Source organism: uncultured Thalassolituus sp. (assembly GCF_950066645.1).
Taxonomy (GTDB): Bacteria; Pseudomonadota; Gammaproteobacteria; order Pseudomonadales; family Oceanobacteraceae; genus Thalassolituus.
The window spans coordinates 1-16389 of record NZ_CATMFB010000008.1 but is presented as its reverse complement, the minus strand read 5'-3'; the positions used below and the strand labels follow the sequence as shown (position 1 = coordinate 16389).

At 54.2% G+C, this 16389-nt stretch carries 16 protein-coding genes; 10 read left to right on the top strand and 6 right to left on the bottom strand.

The features are described from left to right. The first annotated feature begins 1 nt into the window (after nucleotide 1). From Q1L85_RS08495 to Q1L85_RS08475, 5 genes are all read left to right on the top strand, one after another. Complete coding sequence (locus tag Q1L85_RS08495) at nucleotides 2-811, top strand: symmetrical bis(5'-nucleosyl)-tetraphosphatase (RefSeq protein WP_300425509.1); 810 nt, start codon at nucleotides 2-4, stop codon at nucleotides 809-811. A gap of 12 nt (nucleotides 812-823) precedes the next feature. Next, entirely contained in the window at nucleotides 824-1141 is a 318-nt protein-coding gene (gene glpE / locus Q1L85_RS08490) for a thiosulfate sulfurtransferase GlpE (protein WP_300425508.1), read from the top strand. Between the two features lie 265 nt (nucleotides 1142-1406). Beyond that, the gene (locus Q1L85_RS08485; protein ID WP_300425507.1) at nucleotides 1407-3329 is read left to right on the top strand and encodes a PrkA family serine protein kinase; all 1923 of its coding nucleotides are present in this window, start codon (nucleotides 1407-1409) and stop codon (nucleotides 3327-3329) included. Nucleotides 3330-3396: 67 nt separating this feature from the next. After that, nucleotides 3397-4671: a YeaH/YhbH family protein gene (locus Q1L85_RS08480; protein ID WP_300425506.1), complete on the top strand. Its 1275-nt coding sequence runs from the start codon at nucleotides 3397-3399 to the stop codon at nucleotides 4669-4671. Beyond that, on the top strand, nucleotides 4668-6170 hold the full coding sequence (locus Q1L85_RS08475) for a SpoVR family protein (RefSeq protein ID WP_300425505.1): 1503 nt from the start codon (nucleotides 4668-4670) through the stop codon (nucleotides 6168-6170). Before Q1L85_RS08480 ends, Q1L85_RS08475 begins: the two co-directional genes overlap by 4 nt. Before the next feature lie 50 nt (nucleotides 6171-6220). Here the strand turns inward: Q1L85_RS08475 and Q1L85_RS08470 are convergent, their stop codons facing one another. Genes Q1L85_RS08470 through Q1L85_RS08460 form a run of 3 tightly spaced genes read right to left on the bottom strand, consistent with a single transcriptional unit; the run spans nucleotide 6221 to nucleotide 8996 of the window. Next, nucleotides 6221-7390, bottom strand: coding sequence for a flagellar assembly protein FlgT (locus Q1L85_RS08470; RefSeq protein WP_300425504.1), 1170 nt, complete (start codon nucleotides 7388-7390; stop codon nucleotides 6221-6223). A gap of 11 nt (nucleotides 7391-7401) precedes the next feature. After that, nucleotides 7402-8007, bottom strand: coding sequence for an LPP20 family lipoprotein (locus Q1L85_RS08465; protein WP_300425503.1), 606 nt, complete (start codon nucleotides 8005-8007; stop codon nucleotides 7402-7404). Nucleotides 8008-8063: 56 nt separating this feature from the next. Next, entirely contained in the window at nucleotides 8064-8996 is a 933-nt protein-coding gene (locus Q1L85_RS08460; RefSeq protein ID WP_300425502.1) for a DMT family transporter, read from the bottom strand. Nucleotides 8997-9319: 323 nt separating this feature from the next. Between Q1L85_RS08460 and traF the strand changes: the two genes are divergently transcribed. Together traF and Q1L85_RS08450 are read left to right on the top strand one after the other, a co-directional pair. Next, nucleotides 9320-10933 carry a conjugal transfer protein TraF gene (gene traF / locus Q1L85_RS08455; RefSeq protein ID WP_300432854.1) on the top strand — a complete coding sequence of 538 codons (1614 nt, stop codon included), beginning with the start codon at nucleotides 9320-9322 and terminating at the stop codon, nucleotides 10931-10933. A gap of 76 nt (nucleotides 10934-11009) precedes the next feature. After that, on the top strand, nucleotides 11010-12248 hold the full coding sequence (locus Q1L85_RS08450; RefSeq protein ID WP_300425500.1) for a multifunctional CCA addition/repair protein: 1239 nt from the start codon (nucleotides 11010-11012) through the stop codon (nucleotides 12246-12248). On the opposite strand, the gene folK is transcribed toward Q1L85_RS08450, so the two are convergent. From folK to tsaD, 3 genes are read right to left on the bottom strand one after another with little or no spacing between them, the layout of a single operon-like run. Then, nucleotides 12231-12746, bottom strand: coding sequence for a 2-amino-4-hydroxy-6-hydroxymethyldihydropteridine diphosphokinase (gene folK / locus Q1L85_RS08445; protein ID WP_300425499.1), 516 nt, complete (start codon nucleotides 12744-12746; stop codon nucleotides 12231-12233). The genes Q1L85_RS08450 and folK overlap by 18 nt on opposite strands. Continuing rightward, nucleotides 12746-13099, bottom strand: a complete 354-nt coding sequence (gene folB / locus Q1L85_RS08440; RefSeq protein ID WP_300425498.1) for a dihydroneopterin aldolase — start codon at nucleotides 13097-13099, stop codon at nucleotides 12746-12748. Before folB ends, folK begins: the two co-directional genes overlap by 1 nt. Beyond that, nucleotides 13092-14129 (bottom strand): tRNA (adenosine(37)-N6)-threonylcarbamoyltransferase complex transferase subunit TsaD, encoded by a 1038-nt coding sequence (gene tsaD / locus Q1L85_RS08435; protein ID WP_300432851.1) that lies wholly within the window; start codon nucleotides 14127-14129, stop codon nucleotides 13092-13094. Before tsaD ends, folB begins: the two co-directional genes overlap by 8 nt. 241 nt (nucleotides 14130-14370) lie before the next feature. Between tsaD and rpsU the strand changes: the two genes are divergently transcribed. The 3 genes from rpsU to dnaG form a co-directional block, all read left to right on the top strand. Further along, nucleotides 14371-14586: a 30S ribosomal protein S21 gene (gene rpsU, locus Q1L85_RS08430; protein WP_300427940.1), complete on the top strand. Its 216-nt coding sequence runs from the start codon at nucleotides 14371-14373 to the stop codon at nucleotides 14584-14586. A 29-nt stretch (nucleotides 14587-14615) separates the two neighbouring features. Further along, nucleotides 14616-15059, top strand: a complete 444-nt coding sequence (locus tag Q1L85_RS08425; RefSeq protein ID WP_300427938.1) for a GatB/YqeY domain-containing protein — start codon at nucleotides 14616-14618, stop codon at nucleotides 15057-15059. A gap of 100 nt (nucleotides 15060-15159) precedes the next feature. Continuing rightward, on the top strand, nucleotides 15160-16389 hold a 1230-nt coding region (dnaG, locus tag Q1L85_RS08420; protein WP_300432849.1), incomplete at its 3' end, for a DNA primase.

Here is a 16389-nt window from a genome sequence, read left to right as displayed (position 1 = left end):
CATGGCCACGTATGCGATCGGAGACCTGCAGGGCTGCTATGAACCTCTGCAGCGCCTGCTCAGTAAACTGAAGTTTGATCCGACGCAGGATCATCTCTGGTTCTGTGGCGATCTCGTTAACCGTGGCCCGCAATCCCTCGAATGCCTCCGTTTCGTCCGCGACCTGGGTCACCGTGGCCAGACAGTGCTTGGTAACCATGACCTGCACCTGCTGGCGATCCATTTCGGCCACGCCAGTCCCCGGGGGAGTGACACCATTTCAGACATACTGGAAGCGCCTGACCGCGACTCATTGATGGACTGGCTCAGACATCAGCCTCTGGTTCACTATGACGCCGCCCTCAATTGGTGCATGAGCCATGCCGGTGTGCCCCCAATGTGGAGCGCCCGCAAAGCCCGCAAGCTCGCCCAGGAGGTCGAAGCTGTCCTGCAGAACGACTGCCAGTCATTTTTCGAACACATGTACGGTAATCAGCCAGACGTCTGGGATAACACCCTTACCGGCCCTGACAGGCTGCGGGTTATCGTCAACTATCTGACCCGGATGCGCTTTATCGATGCCTCTGGCCGGCTTGATCTGGTCACCAAGGAGGGAGCGGGAGCCGCACCGGAAGGCTTCTTCCCCTGGTTCCGTCACCCGTCGCGCAAAACACGCCATAAACGCCTGCTGTTCGGACATTGGGCAGCTCTGGAAGGTGAGACCGATACCGAAAACGTCTGGGCGCTGGACACAGGTTGCGTCTGGGGCGCTAAATTAACCGCACTACGACTTGAAGACGGCCAGCGCTTTCAGGTCGACGCACGTGAATAACGAGGACTCAGCATGCAGTTTCAGAGAATCAACATAGCCGAAGCGAAAACCCTGCTCGATAACCCGGCCACCCGTATCGCAGACATCCGTGATGCCATGAGTTTTCAGGCAGGACGTATGCGGGGCGCCCTCAACGTTGATAACGACACTGTGGGCAGTTTTATTAATGAATCTCAGAAAGATGCCCCCCTGATCGTATGTTGTTATCACGGCAACTCCAGCCAACAGGCGGCACAGTTCTTTGCCGCTCAGGGCTTTACCGAGGTTTACAGCCTCGATGGGGGTTATGAAATGTGGAAAATGGCAGTACCTGAGCTTTGTGAATCCTGAGCGCGTCTGCCCCCATGAAAAGCCCGCACTGTGCGGGCTTTTTTATTTTCAGAAACGCGGATTTGATCACATTGGACAGCGACTGTGAGTGCAAGCAGGCACGACCCGTGCATACTGTTAAACAGGCGTCAGAATTTCAGCTAAATTGAAACTATCTGGTCAACAGCAACCATTAGGGGCCATACTGGTCATACAGAACAGAAGAATTTCACAGGGTTTTATGTAGTCAGGAACGATCACCGGAACTATCGATAAGGGGTGCACCATGAGCGTATTCAGCCGTTTTCAGGACCGCTACCGCCAGACACAGGAAGAGGTAATGAGCCTTCAGGATTACCTTGATCTGTGCAAACAGGATCCCACCGTCTATGCCTCGGCAGCAGAACGCATGCTGACGGCCATCGGCGAACCAGAAATCATCGACACATCGAAAGACCTGCGTCTCAGCAGAATTTTCTCCAACAAGGTCATTAAACGCTATCCAGCCTTCTCCGAGTTTTACGGCATGGAGGAAGCGGTCGAAAATATCGTGGCCTACTTCCGTCACGCCGCTCAGGGACTGGAAGAGCGCAAGCAGATACTGTATCTGCTGGGGCCCGTGGGTGGTGGTAAATCATCATTGGCCGAACGCCTTAAGCTGCTGATACAGGCCGTTCCTTTCTACGCCATCAAGGGCTCACCGGTCTTTGAATCGCCCCTGGGTCTGTTCGACCCGACCGAAGATGGTGAGATTCTTGAAGAAGACTATGGAATCCCACGCCGCTATCTCGGACGCGTGATGTCCCCCTGGGCGGTAAAACGCCTGCATGAACTGGGCGGCGATATCAGCAAGTTTGAAGTCGTGAAGCTTTATCCATCGGTACTTGATCAGATAGGCGTTGCCAAAACGGAGCCGGGCGACGAAAACAACCAGGATATTTCCTCGCTGGTCGGTAAAGTCGATATCCGCAAGCTTGAAGACTTTGCTCAGGATGATCCCGACGCCTATTCCTATTCCGGAGCCCTCTGCCGTGCAAACCAGGGCCTGATGGAATTCGTGGAAATGTTCAAAGCCCCTATCAAGGTATTGCACCCACTCCTGACCGCCACACAGGAAGGAAACTACAACGGCACAGAAGGGATGGGCGCCATGCCATTCGAAGGCGTCATTCTTGCGCACTCTAACGAATCGGAGTGGCAGGCCTTCCGCAACAACAAAAACAACGAGGCATTCCTCGACCGGGTATATATCGTTAAAGTACCTTATTGTCTGCGGGTGAATGAAGAAGTCAGCATTTACGAAAAACTGCTGCAAGGCAGCTCATTATCCGAAGCGCCCTGTGCACCGGATACGCTTTCCATGCTGGCGAAATTCACCGTGCTTTCTCGCCTGAAGGTCCCTGAAAACTCCAGCGTTTATTCAAAAATGCGGGTATACAACGGCGAAAACCTGAAAGACACCGATCCGAAGGCCAAGTCGATTCAGGAGTACCGTGACAGTGCCGGCGTAGATGAAGGGATGAATGGTATTTCTACCCGCTTTGCCTTCAAGATTCTGTCCAAGGTATTCAACTTCGACTCGACGGAGGTCGCGGCCAATCCCGTGCACCTGCTTTATGTACTGGAACAGGCTATTGAGCAGGAACAATACCCGGAAGAAACACAGAACCGCTATCTCAATTATCTGAAGGAGTATCTGGCAGCAGAGTACGTCGACTTTATCGGCAAAGAAATTCAGACCGCTTACCTCGAGTCCTATGCCGAGTACGGCCAGAATATCTTTGATCGCTATGTGACGTACGCTGATTTCTGGATTCAGGATCAGGAATACCGTGATCCGGAAACCGGAGAAATGCTGGATCGTGCTTCCATCAACGAAGAACTGGAAAAAATCGAAAAATCAGCGGGCATCAGTAATCCGAAAGACTTCCGCAACGAAATTGTTAATTTCGTTCTGCGCGCCCGCGCGAACAATAATGGTAATAACCCCAGCTGGCAGTCGTACGAAAAGATGCGCTCTGTCATCGAGAAGAAAATGTTCTCGAATACGGAAGACCTTCTGCCGGTCATTTCCTTCTCGGCCAAGTCGTCCAACGAAGATCAGAAAAAACACGATGATTTCGTTGCCCGCATGACCGAGCGTGGATATACCGAGAAGCAGGTCCGACTGCTTTCCGAGTGGTATCTGCGCGTACGTAAATCGCAGTAATACGATGCAGTGGCGGGCAACCGCCACTGCCCTGCGCAGCGTTCCGGATTCAACAAGGGGGATTTAGATGTCATATATCATAGATCGACGTCTGAACGGCAAAAACAAGAGCATGGTCAATCGCCAGCGCTTTCTCCGTCGTTATCGCTCGCATATCAAAGAAGCGGTAGCCGATGCAGTAAACCGTCGCTCCATCACAGATATGGACAGAGGCGAACAGATCAGTATTCCCACCAAAAACACTCACGAGCCACGGATCAGCCACGGCTCTGGCGGTAAACAGACCCGCGTATATCCTGGTAATAAGCAATTTGATACCGGCGATGAACTGGAAAAACCTCAACAGGGTGGCGGTGGTCAGGGCAGCGGACAAGCCAGTAATCAGGGAGAGGGGGAAGAAGACTTTTCTTTCTATATCACCAAAGACGAGTTTCTGAATTATATTTTTGATGACCTCGCACTTCCTAACATGGTGAAGAAGTCTCTGGCACAGACTAAGAATTTCAAGACACGGCGGGCAGGCTTTGTCTCAGAGGGCACACCGAACAACCTTTCCGTAGTCAAATCCATGCGCAATGCTCATGCCCGGAGAATCGGCATGGGTGCAGGAAAGCGACGCAAACTCAAAGAACTTCAGGCGCAGCTGGCAGACGCAGAAGCGGCGGGAAACGCCAGTCTGATCAGCGAGCTGCAGGAGAGCATCGCCGATATTGAACGCCGCCTGAAACTGATTCCGTTTCTGGATGACATTGACCTGCGCTACCGTAATCAGGTTAAAGTCCCGACCCCCACCAGCAAAGCGGTGATGTTCTGTTTAATGGATGTATCCGGCTCCATGACGCAGGATGTTAAGGACATTGCGAAACGCTTCTATCTGCTGCTGTATCTGTTTCTTGAAAAGAACTACGAACATATTGAAATTGTGTTTATCCGCCATCACACCAGCGCTAAAGAAGTGGACGAGCAGGAATTCTTTTATTCGCGTGAAACCGGCGGAACCATAGTATCCAGTGCACTTAAACTCATGCATCAGATCGTTACGGAACGCTACAACCAAGGAGACTGGAACATTTACGCAGCTCAGGCTTCCGACGGTGATAACTGGGATGACGACTCACCTTTGTGCTCAAAAATTCTGACCGAGGAATTACTGCCACTGGTTCAGTACTTCTCCTACATCGAAATTACCCCGAACCAACATCAGGCACTCTGGGAGGCTTACCAGACCGTCAGAAGCAGTTATAAAAAGCAATTTGCGATGGCTCAGATCCGTGGACCTGAGGATATCTTCCCTGTCTTCCGCGAACTCTTTGCGAAAGAGCAGTATGAGGAGGCTGTATGAGTCAGTATATCTCCACCGATTCCGACTGGACGTTCGAACTTCTGCAGGAGTATGACCAGGAAATCGCAAGAGTCGCAGCCCACTACGGGCTGGATACCTACCCCAACCAGATTGAGGTCATCAGCGCAGAGCAGATGATGGATGCGTATTCATCCGTAGGGATGCCTATCGGTTATAACCACTGGTCATACGGTAAACAGTTTCTGGCAACTCAGAAGGGCTACCAACGCGGTCAGATGGGGCTGGCCTATGAGATCGTCATTAATTCGAACCCCTGTATTGCTTACCTGATGGAAGAAAACACGCTGCCGATGCAGGCGCTGGTGATTGCTCATGCCTGCTACGGACACAATTCCTTCTTCAAGAACAACTACCTGTTCAGAACCTGGACAGATGCCGGATCAATCATCGATTACCTGGTGTTCGCCAAAAACTATGTCCGCAAATGCGAAGAGCGTTACGGTCAGGACGAAGTCGAACAGGTACTCGACGCCTGTCACGCCCTGCAGAACTTTGGCGTTGACCGCTATCGCCGGCCGAAGCCTATTTCTGCAGCAGAAGAACGTATGCGACAGGAAGAGCGAGAAGAAATCCGCCAGCAGCAGCTGAACGACCTGTGGCGCACCCTACCCGTCAAGAAAAAGGATCAGGCCCCGAAACGACGTCGCCAGTTTCCGTCGGAGCCTCAGGAAAACCTGCTCTACTTCATCGAGAAAAATGCGCCCCTGCTAGAACCCTGGCAGCGCGAGCTGGTCAGAATCGTGCGAAAAATTTCGCAGTATTTTTATCCCCAGCGTCAGACACAGGTGATGAATGAAGGCTGGGCAACCTTCTGGCACTACACCCTGCTCAATCATCTGTACGATGAAGGCAAGGTCAATGAAGGTTTTATGATGGAGTTTCTGACCTCGCACACCAACGTGGTATATCAGCCGGGGTTCGACTCACCGTATTTCAGTGGCATCAATCCATACGCTCTGGGCTTTAACATGTTCAGGGATATTAAGCGTATCTGCGAAAACCCCACCGATGAAGATCGCGAATGGTTTCCCGATATCGCCGGAAAAGACTGGCTTGAAACCCTGCATTTTGCGATGCGGGATTTTAAAGACGAAAGTTTTATTCAGCAGTATCTGTCACCGAACCTGATGCGCGAATTCCATCTTTTCAGCATTTATGATGACGACGAAAAGGATCACTACCGGGTTACGGCCATCCACAACGAGCAGGGTTACCGGAAACTGCGGGAAACACTTGCACGTCAGTATGACCTGTCCGTCAGGGAGCCTAATATTCAGGTCACCTATGTCGATGTCGAAGGAGACCGCTCGATCACACTCAAGCACACTCAACAGAACAGTATGCCCTTATCACAGGATACCTACGAAGTACTGAAACATCTGCACACCCTCTGGGGCTTCGACGTCCATCTCGAAAGCTGGGATGGCGACAAAATGCTCAGTCGCATGAGTTGCCCGTCCGTCTCCGTCGATCTGTAAAAAAAAGCGCCCGGACCGGGCGCTTCTCTTTTTACTTGTTACAGGCTGTTTTACCAGGCAATCACCATGTCATCCCGCTGAATCGCCAGATACTCAACCGGCTTTTTCAGGTCAGCAATAATAAACTGTGGCTGCACCTGACGGACCACTGCCTCAGCAGCCATATCAGTAAGTTCGGTGCGTGGCTCCAGATCCAGATTATAGAGTGTCCCTGTGCGGTAGACTTTAAACGTATCTCCCGGACGGATTCCGGCACCTGCACTCGCCTCAATGTGCAGCCGGTTGCCACGGGCCTTCACAATGCGCGCCATAAATGGCTGGCAACGCAGCGCTTCGTTCACGTCGCCCGCCGCTCTGGCTAAGACTTTCTGTACCTGTGCACCATAGCTGGTGTCCCAGAAATCCGGCGTCGCGAATCCGACTTTCTGCGTGCGACCGGCGTCCCATTCACCTTCTGTGCGATAAGTGCGCTGAAATAACATCGCGCCACTCAGCCCATCATGAACAAACACATCCATCACGAAATCCCGGGCCTGCCCCTTGCGGCTCAGCCCACTGAGGCGGGCCAGCGAAAACCCGTCATCTGCCTTATGCACTGCCATGTCACGAACCACGCCCGAGACAACATACTGCGCACCCAACTGCGTTGCCAGAGCCACCGACGTGGTCAATCGCTGCTGTGCGGTTTCTGCTGAGGGCGCACGGCGGGGGTCCTGATAAAGGCTGATGCGTGTCGCATCAAGAGCATGTACCTGGCCCTGCCCATTCAACTGCGATGCTAGCCAGCGTGGTAATTCCTGCTCGACATTTTCAAGGCGTCCATACGTTGCCTGCTCAGGGCGAGCCAGACCGAACCCGGCGACGGCGATTGCCTTACGGTACGCCTGAGTCTGGCCCGGACACATATCAGCTTCCTGCACATCAGCCCTGATGGCGACCTCGTACACGCCGTCATGGATATCTTCATGGAGAACTTCTACGTCACTGACGCTGGCGCGGGTCTGAACCGATAGCTGTTCTTCGGTGATAACACCATCAGTCATCAGCTGCATACCACTCACCTGAGCTGTCGCCTGCAGGCTTGCCTGATGCAGTGCATCTTTCATGGCCTCTTCACGGGCAAGAGACGGCGCACCAGAGATTGCGGCGCGACCGGTGACTTCAACAACCGCTGCCTGTACCGGCAGAGTTATGGCGCAGAAAATAGCTAGCCAGCGCATAGCAACCTCCATCACTCAATAAAGTAGAATCCGCTCTCAGGCATGGCCGCTTCGCCTTTCACACGGTTGCGCTGCGACGCGGCAAAATGACGGGTGCTCTGTCCACCCAGCGGCACCCGGCAGTCAACATTAAACCGCTGGTTATCCTGGGTCTGAAGACAGTTGCGGAAGCCCTGGTCGATAATCATTTCCAACACAGTTTCAACACTGCCGTCCGGCATAACATCCGTCGATACAACGCGGGCACCGTGCATATAGGTTTCGACATAGCTGCGGAAACGGTCATTCTGAACCACCATATCGCGAACGGTGGTGCTGCCCTGCACTGAGGTGCCGTAGACACGCTCAGCCATGGCCCGGAAAGCATCCATCTTAGAGGCGCGGATGGCCATCAGGCGCTTCTGCACCTCCGGCTTTTTACTTTCAACATCGACGGCACCATAACCCACGACGCGCAGAACCATAGGGGCAACAGGATCAATTTCCTGCTCGACGGGCTGAAAAAATGCCTCGGGGGACTCGGCCGCATTCTGCTCTTCCAGTACCGGGCCGGCACAACCGGTCAGCAATCCTGCTGACAGCAGGCTGACACCCGCAAACGTTACTCTGAATTTCATATCTGAACTCCGACAGACAGGGATATAACCTGTCTATCGGCAGATACTGTGAAAATTTAAGGGCACTCTGTCGTAGATTTTTGTTCTTTCTTTGTAACGCCACGGGCAATTTTCCGCAGAAACCGGTCAAACCCATGGTGCCACTGATACATCGCCAGGCCAGAAAGCAACACCAGCGCACCAGCAAAGGTAGACAGCTGGAGCCGCTCGTCTTTCAGAATATAGCCCCACAACATTGCCAGTGCCGGTGCCATCAGAGTAATCAGTGTCACCCGGGACGTTGGCAAGTGCCGGAGAATGTAGAAATAAAGAACAAATGCCAGCAGTGATCCACAGATCACCAGATAACTGATGGCACCGACGGCCTGCGGCTGCCAGGTCTCTGGCCAGTGAAAACCAAAGACAGGGACGGTAATAAGATACATCAGGGATGAAACCCACAAGGTCCCGCTGGTCTGAACGACCGGATGCAGTCCGGCATTCGCCTGTTTGACCCATACCGCGCTGACAGCAAAAAAGATCACGGACAGTAAAGCACCGGCAATCCCACGCCAGGCCAGCCCGTCCAGAGAAGTGCGTGCAGAAACCACCACCGCCAGCCCGCATAGCGCGATCAGTAAGGCGATAATTCTGGCAGGTGTCAGTTCACGCTCTTTCAGCCATACGTAACCCAGAGCGCCCGCCAGCATAGGTGCCAGACCATAGATGACCGAAATCAGTCCGGAAGGAATGTAAGCCGCTCCCCAGTACACCGCCATCATGGCACCGTAGATGCCCACACTGCCCGCGACATAACTGACAAGCGCCTGCCGGCTGAGCGTCAGGCGCTGACGGAAAGCGGCCACCAGCAACAGAGAGAGAACTGCACTGGCCCACATACGCAGACTGAGGGCAGTGAAGAACTCCAGCCCTGTCAGGCTGAACTGAATAGCGACAGGTGTTGATGACCATATCAACACCACCATTAAATACGCTGAAATAAGTTGCATTGTCCGCTCCATGTTTACCGCGGGCGGCCAATAAAAAAGGCCGCTGTTGCGGCCTTTTCCTGAGAATTCTGTAATTGATTATCTCATTCTTCTGGCCGCATAGAGATGCGAATCGCACGGGCACGCACGACACAACGAACGGCTGCCGGGGCAGTCGCCATCATCATGTTCATGGGTTTACGTTGTGCGTTTTGCATTAGTTCCAGCGTTCAGAATATGTGAGTTAAATGACATTACATGTGGTTGCAGGTTTTTACAACAAACAAAAAAAACCCGACTACGCTTAGTTACATCTTCCTATGGTGTTTCAAAGGATTCCCCACATGTTAAAACGTTCTCTTCTGGCAGCGACCGTCTCTGCCCTCTGTGCCCAGTCGTACGCAACCCCTTACATGCCGATGGATGCCCGCGGTCTGGCAATGGGGAACACCGGTGTTGCAAGCGCCAGGCTGGCCCACGCTCCAGCTTACAACCCATCTCTGCTGTCGCAGGCACGTAAGGGTGATAACTTCGCTCTGTTGTTTCCGCAGCTTGGCGTCAACCTGGCAGACGAGGCAGGCCTGGAAGACGAGGCCACAAAGCTGGATGAAGATATTATTCCGCGTATTGACGCTGCCTTCGAAGACCGCGGCGCATCAGAGCCCGTCAACTTCAACAAGGCCGTAGAAAATATGACGGCGGCCGCCGAACAACTGGGCGCTCAGATTGAAAGTATGGACGACGTCGATGGCCGGACCAACTCCCAAAAGGCCGCAGACCTGCGTGCTGACAATGCCACTTTCGGCGACAGCATCAGCACAGCAAATACCGAACTCCAGGAAGTTAATTCAGCCACAGACGACATGATCGACAGCCTGAAGAGTATTTCAGGTAACCCGTTGCGGGCGCGCCTGGGACTGGGCGGTGCAGTCGCACTTCCGGGTAAACAGCTGGCTGCTGCTGTCAGCTTCCGCGCCGATGTTAATGCTTCAGGGCGTATTCTGTTCAGCGGCAATGATGCCAACCTTCTGAGCGCATACGGCACTGCAGCATCAGGTTACCTCGACACCTCAAATGGTATTACTGACAGCGTTGATGAACTGGCAGACAAAGTAGACGCCGGGTCAGCCACTGCAGCCGACCTCAGTGACACCAAAGCTGCCGTAGATGAAGTAAACACCTACACCTCAGATCCGGTACAGACGGCGGCTGGTAACATCAGCATCTTTGAAAACGGTGAGATCTCGAACGACGCTTCCGAGCCAGTCTTTGATTCTCAGTATGAGATCGTCGCAATCGGCATTGCCGAAGTCGGGCTGAGCCTGTCACGTGAATTCCAGGTATCAGGCAAAACCTTTGCAGTGGGTGTTACTCCGAAACTGCAGCAGGTCGCGACATACCACTACGTTGGCCAGGTGAATGAAGAGGACAATGCCGAGGAAGTTGAGCTGGAAGATTCTGAACTGACCGAGAACCACATCAATATGGACATCGGCACCTCCTTCTACATCGACGCCGCGCATAAAATGCGCGTTGGCGTCGTCATTCAGGATCTGATCAGCAAAGATTTTGAATACGCCGCCGTTGCAGTTGACGGTGATGCTGATGGCCAGATTGCTGAAGGCGGTAAAGTAAGTATCAAACCGAAACTCCGCGCAGGTATCGCCTATGAAGGCGGTTGGTATAACGTCGCGGCTGACCTCGACCTGACAGAAAACGAGGCTCTGGCCTTTGAAGATCCGACTCAGTACCTCTCAGTCGGTGGTGAAATGGACGCCTTTGGTTGGGCACAGGTCCGCGCGGGTCTGCGTACTAACCTCGCGGCAGACAGCAATGTTGTTTCGCTGGGCGCGGGTGTGTCACCGTTTGGCATCCATTTTGATCTTGCCGCCATGATGGATATTTCCAAGCCCGAGAAAGAACTGGGCATCGCGCTGGAGACAGGCTTCTACTTCTAAGCCTCTGCCCTGGCAGGTACACTGAAGCCGCAGCGTCTGAAGAGGCGCTGCGGCTTTTTTCGTTGGAGAAACAGACATGCAGGTATATCTCGTTGGTGGCGCAGTCCGCGATCACTTGCTCGGCCGCCCCGTCAAAGATAATGACTGGGTCGTCACCGGTGCCACCCCCGAAGACATGATCAAACTCGGCTACGAGCAGGTCGGGGCAGATTTTCCTGTGTTCCTCCACCCGGAAACGCACGAAGAATATGCACTGGCCCGGACAGAAAGAAAAAGCGGAAAAGGCTACCAGGGATTTGTCTGCGATTTTTCATCCGGGGTGACGCTCGAAGACGATCTGCTGCGTCGTGATCTGACCATCAATGCTATGGCTCAGGCGGATGACGGAAGCATTATCGATCCGCATAACGGCCAGGCCGACCTTGACGCCCGCCTGCTCAGGCATGTATCCCCTGCATTTCAGGAAGACCCTCTCCGGGTACTCAGGGTAGCCCGCTTTGCCGCCCGCTTTGCCGACGCGGGCTTCAGCGTCGCTCCTGAAACCCTCACACTGATGAAAACCATGGTTGAGGCCGGAGAACTTGAGCATCTGGTCGCAGAACGGGTATGGACCGAGACCCAACGGGCGCTGCTGGAAGATCAGCCTGCGGTCTATTTTCAGGTATTGAGGGAATGCGGTGCACTGGCGGCCTGGTTTCCTGAACTGGATGCCCTGTTTGGCGTCCCTCAACCAGAGAAATACCATCCCGAGATCGACTGCGGTCGCCACGCCCTCCTGTCGCTGGAGGCCTCTGTCCCGATGAGCTCTGCTCTCAGCGTGCGTTGGGCCGCACTGATTCACGATCTTGGCAAAGCCCTGACGCCCGACAGCGAGTGGCCGAGACATTTTGGCCACGAAAAAAAGGGAATAAAGCCCATCAGGCAACTGTGTCAGCGCCTGAAGTGTCCGAACGAACCGACCAGTCTCGCGCTGCTCAGCAGTGAGTTTCACACGCATATCCACCGCGCGTTTGAACTGAGACCCGAGACCTTACTGAAGGTTTTTGACCAACTGGATGTGTGGCGCAAACCTGAGCGCTTTGAGGAGTTTCTGTTGGTCTGTATCGCGGACGCACGGGGGCGCACAGGCTTTGAAGACTGCGCGTATCCTCAGGCAGATTATGTCCGTGAGGCACTGACAGAAGCCCAGAAAATAACCGCGCGGAATGTCATCGCTGAGGGAGTTCAGGGGCCAGCGATCCGGGCCGCGCTGGCAGAAAAGCGAACGGCCAGCCTGACCACATGGAAGAAAGAAGCGTTAATCCGCTTTCAGTAATCCGTCGGGCAACACCAGCCAGTCCCCCTGACACACGGACAACGCCTGGCTGGAAACCGCAGGCAGGTAGTGTGTAAGCGGTTGCTTATGAAGCGGGCACTCACCATCCGGCAGAAGATCCAGCAAAGGCCGGAGCACAAAAGCAAAGCGCCAGATATCCGCACGGGGCAGCTCAATACTGTCCACCACGCCAGTCAGCTCGTCGACCATCAGAATATCGATATCCAGCGCGCGGGAAGAATATTTCACCGCATCGGGTGAGCGACCAAACTCCTGCTCAAGCGCCTTCAGACTGGCAGACAACTCGCCGACCGACTTATCCGTGCGCACCTCAGCAACCAGATTGATAAAGTCAGGGCCATCAAAGCCAATGGCGGGAGAACGATAACAGGGGGAAAGCCGCAGTAGCGTGACGTCCTGCGCAAGGCGCTGCAGGCCGTTTGATATGTTCTGTTCCGGAGCCAGGTTTGCACCTATGCCCAGATACACGAGCGCCATCAGTTATCCCCACGCTCGATGCAAAGCCCAACGGCTCTTGCCTGAGGAACCACCGCAGGCTTCTCAACCTGGATTTTCAGCCATGGCATGCCGAACTCTTTACGCAGCCCCTCGGCAAGGCGCTCCAGCAGAGACTCCAGTAACTGAAAGTGCTGCTCACGGACGAAACGCTCGATGTACTCAGTGACTGCCTGATAATCCAGCGCATGCATGAGATCGTCTGTGTGCGCTGCGACACGGATATCCCAGGCCATTTCGAGATCAAATACCAGAGGCTGACGCACCTGCTTTTCCCAGTCATAGACACCAATGACCGCATCGACTCTGAGTCCCCGGATAAAGACTTTATCCATGCGGCTGCACCGGCGAGAGTTCAGTCATCGGCCAGCGCGGCACACAGGAAACAGCCAACTCGGAGCTTTCCCCCGCAAGCAACCGCTGAGCACCGGCATACGCAATCATGGCGCCGTTGTCTGTGCAGAGCTCGGGACGTGGGTAATACACCCGCCCGCCCAGCTCTTCGGCCATCGCCTTCAGACGCGCCCTCAGTGAGGCGTTAGCCCCTACACCGCCAGCAATAATCAGTCGCTTAACGCCTGTCTGCTTCATCGCACGCTTGCATTTGATCGCCAGCGTATCCACGACAGCGGCCTGAAAACCTGCCGCAATGTCTTTTTTATCCTGTTCAGACAGCACACCATCTTCTGCACAATTCAGAATCGTTGTACGGGTAAAGGTCTTAAGACCACTGAAGCTGAAATCCAGACCGGGGCGATCAGTCATGGGACGCGGGAAGGAAAAGCGACCAGGGTCGCCTTCTGCCGCCATGCGGCTGAGTTCCGGACCTCCGGGGTACGGCAGTCCCATCATTTTGGCAGCTTTATCGAAGGCTTCACCGGCGGCGTCATCGAGTGACTCTCCCAGAAGGTGATATTCACCGATCGCATCCACTTCAACCAGCTGGGTATGACCACCGGAGACCAACAGAGCCAGGAATGGAAAGTCAGGTGCTTCTTCTTCGAGCATAGGCGCGAGCAGGTGGCCTTCCATATGATGGACCCCCACTCCGGGAATCTGCAGAGACCAGGCCAGTGTCCGCCCCAGACATGCGCCTACGAGCAGGGCGCCGACCAGACCCGGGCCCCTGGTATACGCAATACCATCGAGATCGCTGAGTTGCTTACCTGCTTCAGCCATCACCTCACGGATCAGCGGCAGGCTCTTTCTTACGTGATCCCGAGAAGCCAGCTCAGGAACAACACCACCGTACTCCGCATGTACTGCAATCTGCGAATACACCCGGTGGGCCAACAGCCCAGCCTCTGTGTCGTACAATGCGATTCCTGTTTCGTCACAGGAGGTTTCGAGTCCCAGAACCAGCATATCTACCTCTGTCGTTATATCTTCCCGATGAAACACCGGGATACCGCTCTATTGGCGAATGATACTGCCGTGACCCCAGCCTGACCAGCGCAGTCTCAGGGGCTCAGCGCCGCGGTTTCTGGCAGCCAATGGTGTGCGCTATTAAGTTTTGCATTTCAGGATCAAAGACTATAGAATGCCCGCCCTCTGAGTGGGGCTGTGATTTCCCCTGAAACGAATTGACTAAAAAGTAGGTGATTGGATGCCAGCTGTAAAAGTTAAAGAAAACGAACCATTTGACGTTGCTCTGCGTCGCTTCAAGCGCGCTTGTGAAAAGGCCGGTGTACTGTCTGAAGTACGTCGTCGTGAACACTACGAGAAGCCAACCTGGGTTCGTAAGCGTAAAGCCGCTGCTGCTGTTAAGCGCCACCTGAAAAAGGTACAGCGTGAACAGCGTAAGATGACCCGCCTGTACTGATACAGCGATTCATCTGAGAGGATAGTACTATGAGCCTGACCGCCACCATCAAAGAAGCCGTTAAGGCTGCGATGCGTGCAAAAGAGAAGGAACGCCTCGGCACCCTTCGTCTGATTACGGCAGAGTTCAAGAAAGTCGAAGTGGATGAGCGCATCGAGATCGATGACGCACGTGCACTCGTGATCCTCGACAAAATGTGCAAGCAACGCCGCGATTCCATTACACAGTATATGGATGCCGGGCGTGAGGAGCTGGCAGCAAAAGAACAGGCTGAGATTGATGTCATCAGCGAGTTCCTGCCGGCAGCCCTGAGTGAGGAAGAGTTAGCCAGACTGGTGGCTGATGCCATTGCACAGTCCGGTGCCGCAGGCATGCAGGACATGGGTAAAGTAATGGGCATCCTCAAACCACAGGTGCAAGGTCGTGCCGACATGGCACAAATCAGTCAACTGGTGAAATCACAACTCGGCTGATACCTCCCCAGGGTAGTTGCAACAGAGCGCCAATAATGAAAGTTATTGGCGCTTTTGTCGTTTCTGGCGACAATAGATCCGAATTCAGACTGGATAACAGATGGCTGGCCGCATTCCACAGAGCTTTATTGATGAACTGCTCGCCCGTGTCGATGTGATCGACGTGGTGGATAGCCGTGTAAAACTGAAGAAAACCGGCAAAAACTATTCCGCCTGCTGTCCCTTCCACAACGAGAACACCCCCTCTTTTACCGTCAGCCCTGACAAGCAGTTCTATTACTGCTTCGGCTGCGGCGCGTCCGGTACTGCACTCAAATTCGTAATGGAGTTCGACGGACTCAGCTTTCCCGATGCCGTTGAGAAGCTCGCCGATCAGGTCAACCTGGACGTGCCCCGCGAAGCAGCCAGTCAACGTGAGATCCAGCAGGAACAGCAGCACCAGGCGCTGTTCAGGCGAATGGAAGCCTCCAGCCGCTTTTTCGAAACGCAACTGCGCGAGCACGAGCAGAAAGACAAGGCCATCCGCTACCTGAAAAAACGCGGACTTTCCGGCAAAGCAGCGAAGTTCTTCGGTATTGGCTACGCCCCACCCGGCTGGGATGGCTTACAGCAGACACTGGGCCAGGATAAAGACGCCATCAAAGAGCTGGTCAGCTGCGGCATGCTGATTGAAAAAGAAGATGGCCGCACCTACGACCGTTTCCGTGACCGCATCATGTTTCCGATCCGTGATGCCCGCGGCCGTTATATTGCGTTCGGAGGTCGGGTGTTGGGTGATGAAAAGCCTAAGTACCTGAACTCTCCGGAAACGCCTATATTCCAGAAAAACCGCGAACTGTACGGCCTCTACGAGGCCCGCAAGATCCGCCAGAAACTGACTCGCTTCGTCATCGTCGAAGGTTATATGGACGTCGTCGCACTGGCTGAGTTCGGCATTCACTACGCGGTTGCCACCCTGGGCACAGCGACCAGCGAACACCATCTGCGACGCCTCTTCAAAATCGTCCCGGAAGTGATTTTCTGCTTTGACGGAGACGACGCTGGCCGCACAGCAGCGGCACGAGCCATGGAGACCGTTCTGCCCGTACTGAGCGATGGCGTACAGGCGCGCTTCCTGTTTCTGCCTGACGGCGAAGACCCCGACACCCTGGTGCGTCAGGAAGGCAAAGCAGGATTTGAAAAGCGCCTGAATGAATCGCTGCACCTGCCGGAGTTTCTGTTTGAGCACCTGAAACAACAGGTCGACTTTGACACCATCGATGGCAAAGCGCGCCTTGATAAACTGGCCGCCCCGCTCATCGGACGTCTGCCCTCCGGAACCCTGCGCAAC

Bases quoted from the DNA above. Each gene is read 5' to 3' on its own strand.
- Q1L85_RS08495 (WP_300425509.1), top strand. From the start codon at position 2: ATGGCCACGTATGCGATCGGAGACCTGCAGGGCTGCTATGAACCTCTG.
- glpE (WP_300425508.1), top strand. From the start codon at position 824: ATGCAGTTTCAGAGAATCAACATAGCCGAAGCGAAAACCCTGCTCGAT.
- Q1L85_RS08485 (WP_300425507.1), top strand. From the start codon at position 1,407: ATGAGCGTATTCAGCCGTTTTCAGGACCGCTACCGCCAGACACAGGAA.
- Q1L85_RS08480 (WP_300425506.1), top strand. From the start codon at position 3,397: ATGTCATATATCATAGATCGACGTCTGAACGGCAAAAACAAGAGCATG.
- Q1L85_RS08475 (WP_300425505.1), top strand. From the start codon at position 4,668: ATGAGTCAGTATATCTCCACCGATTCCGACTGGACGTTCGAACTTCTG.
- Q1L85_RS08470 (WP_300425504.1), bottom strand. From the start codon at position 7,390: ATGCGCTGGCTAGCTATTTTCTGCGCCATAACTCTGCCGGTACAGGCA.
- Q1L85_RS08465 (WP_300425503.1), bottom strand. From the start codon at position 8,007: ATGAAATTCAGAGTAACGTTTGCGGGTGTCAGCCTGCTGTCAGCAGGA.
- Q1L85_RS08460 (WP_300425502.1), bottom strand. From the start codon at position 8,996: ATGCAACTTATTTCAGCGTATTTAATGGTGGTGTTGATATGGTCATCA.
- traF (WP_300432854.1), top strand. From the start codon at position 9,320: ATGTTAAAACGTTCTCTTCTGGCAGCGACCGTCTCTGCCCTCTGTGCC.
- Q1L85_RS08450 (WP_300425500.1), top strand. From the start codon at position 11,010: ATGCAGGTATATCTCGTTGGTGGCGCAGTCCGCGATCACTTGCTCGGC.
- folK (WP_300425499.1), bottom strand. From the start codon at position 12,746: ATGGCGCTCGTGTATCTGGGCATAGGTGCAAACCTGGCTCCGGAACAG.
- folB (WP_300425498.1), bottom strand. From the start codon at position 13,099: ATGGATAAAGTCTTTATCCGGGGACTCAGAGTCGATGCGGTCATTGGT.
- tsaD (WP_300432851.1), bottom strand. From the start codon at position 14,129: ATGCTGGTTCTGGGACTCGAAACCTCCTGTGACGAAACAGGAATCGCA.
- rpsU (WP_300427940.1), top strand. From the start codon at position 14,371: ATGCCAGCTGTAAAAGTTAAAGAAAACGAACCATTTGACGTTGCTCTG.
- Q1L85_RS08425 (WP_300427938.1), top strand. From the start codon at position 14,616: ATGAGCCTGACCGCCACCATCAAAGAAGCCGTTAAGGCTGCGATGCGT.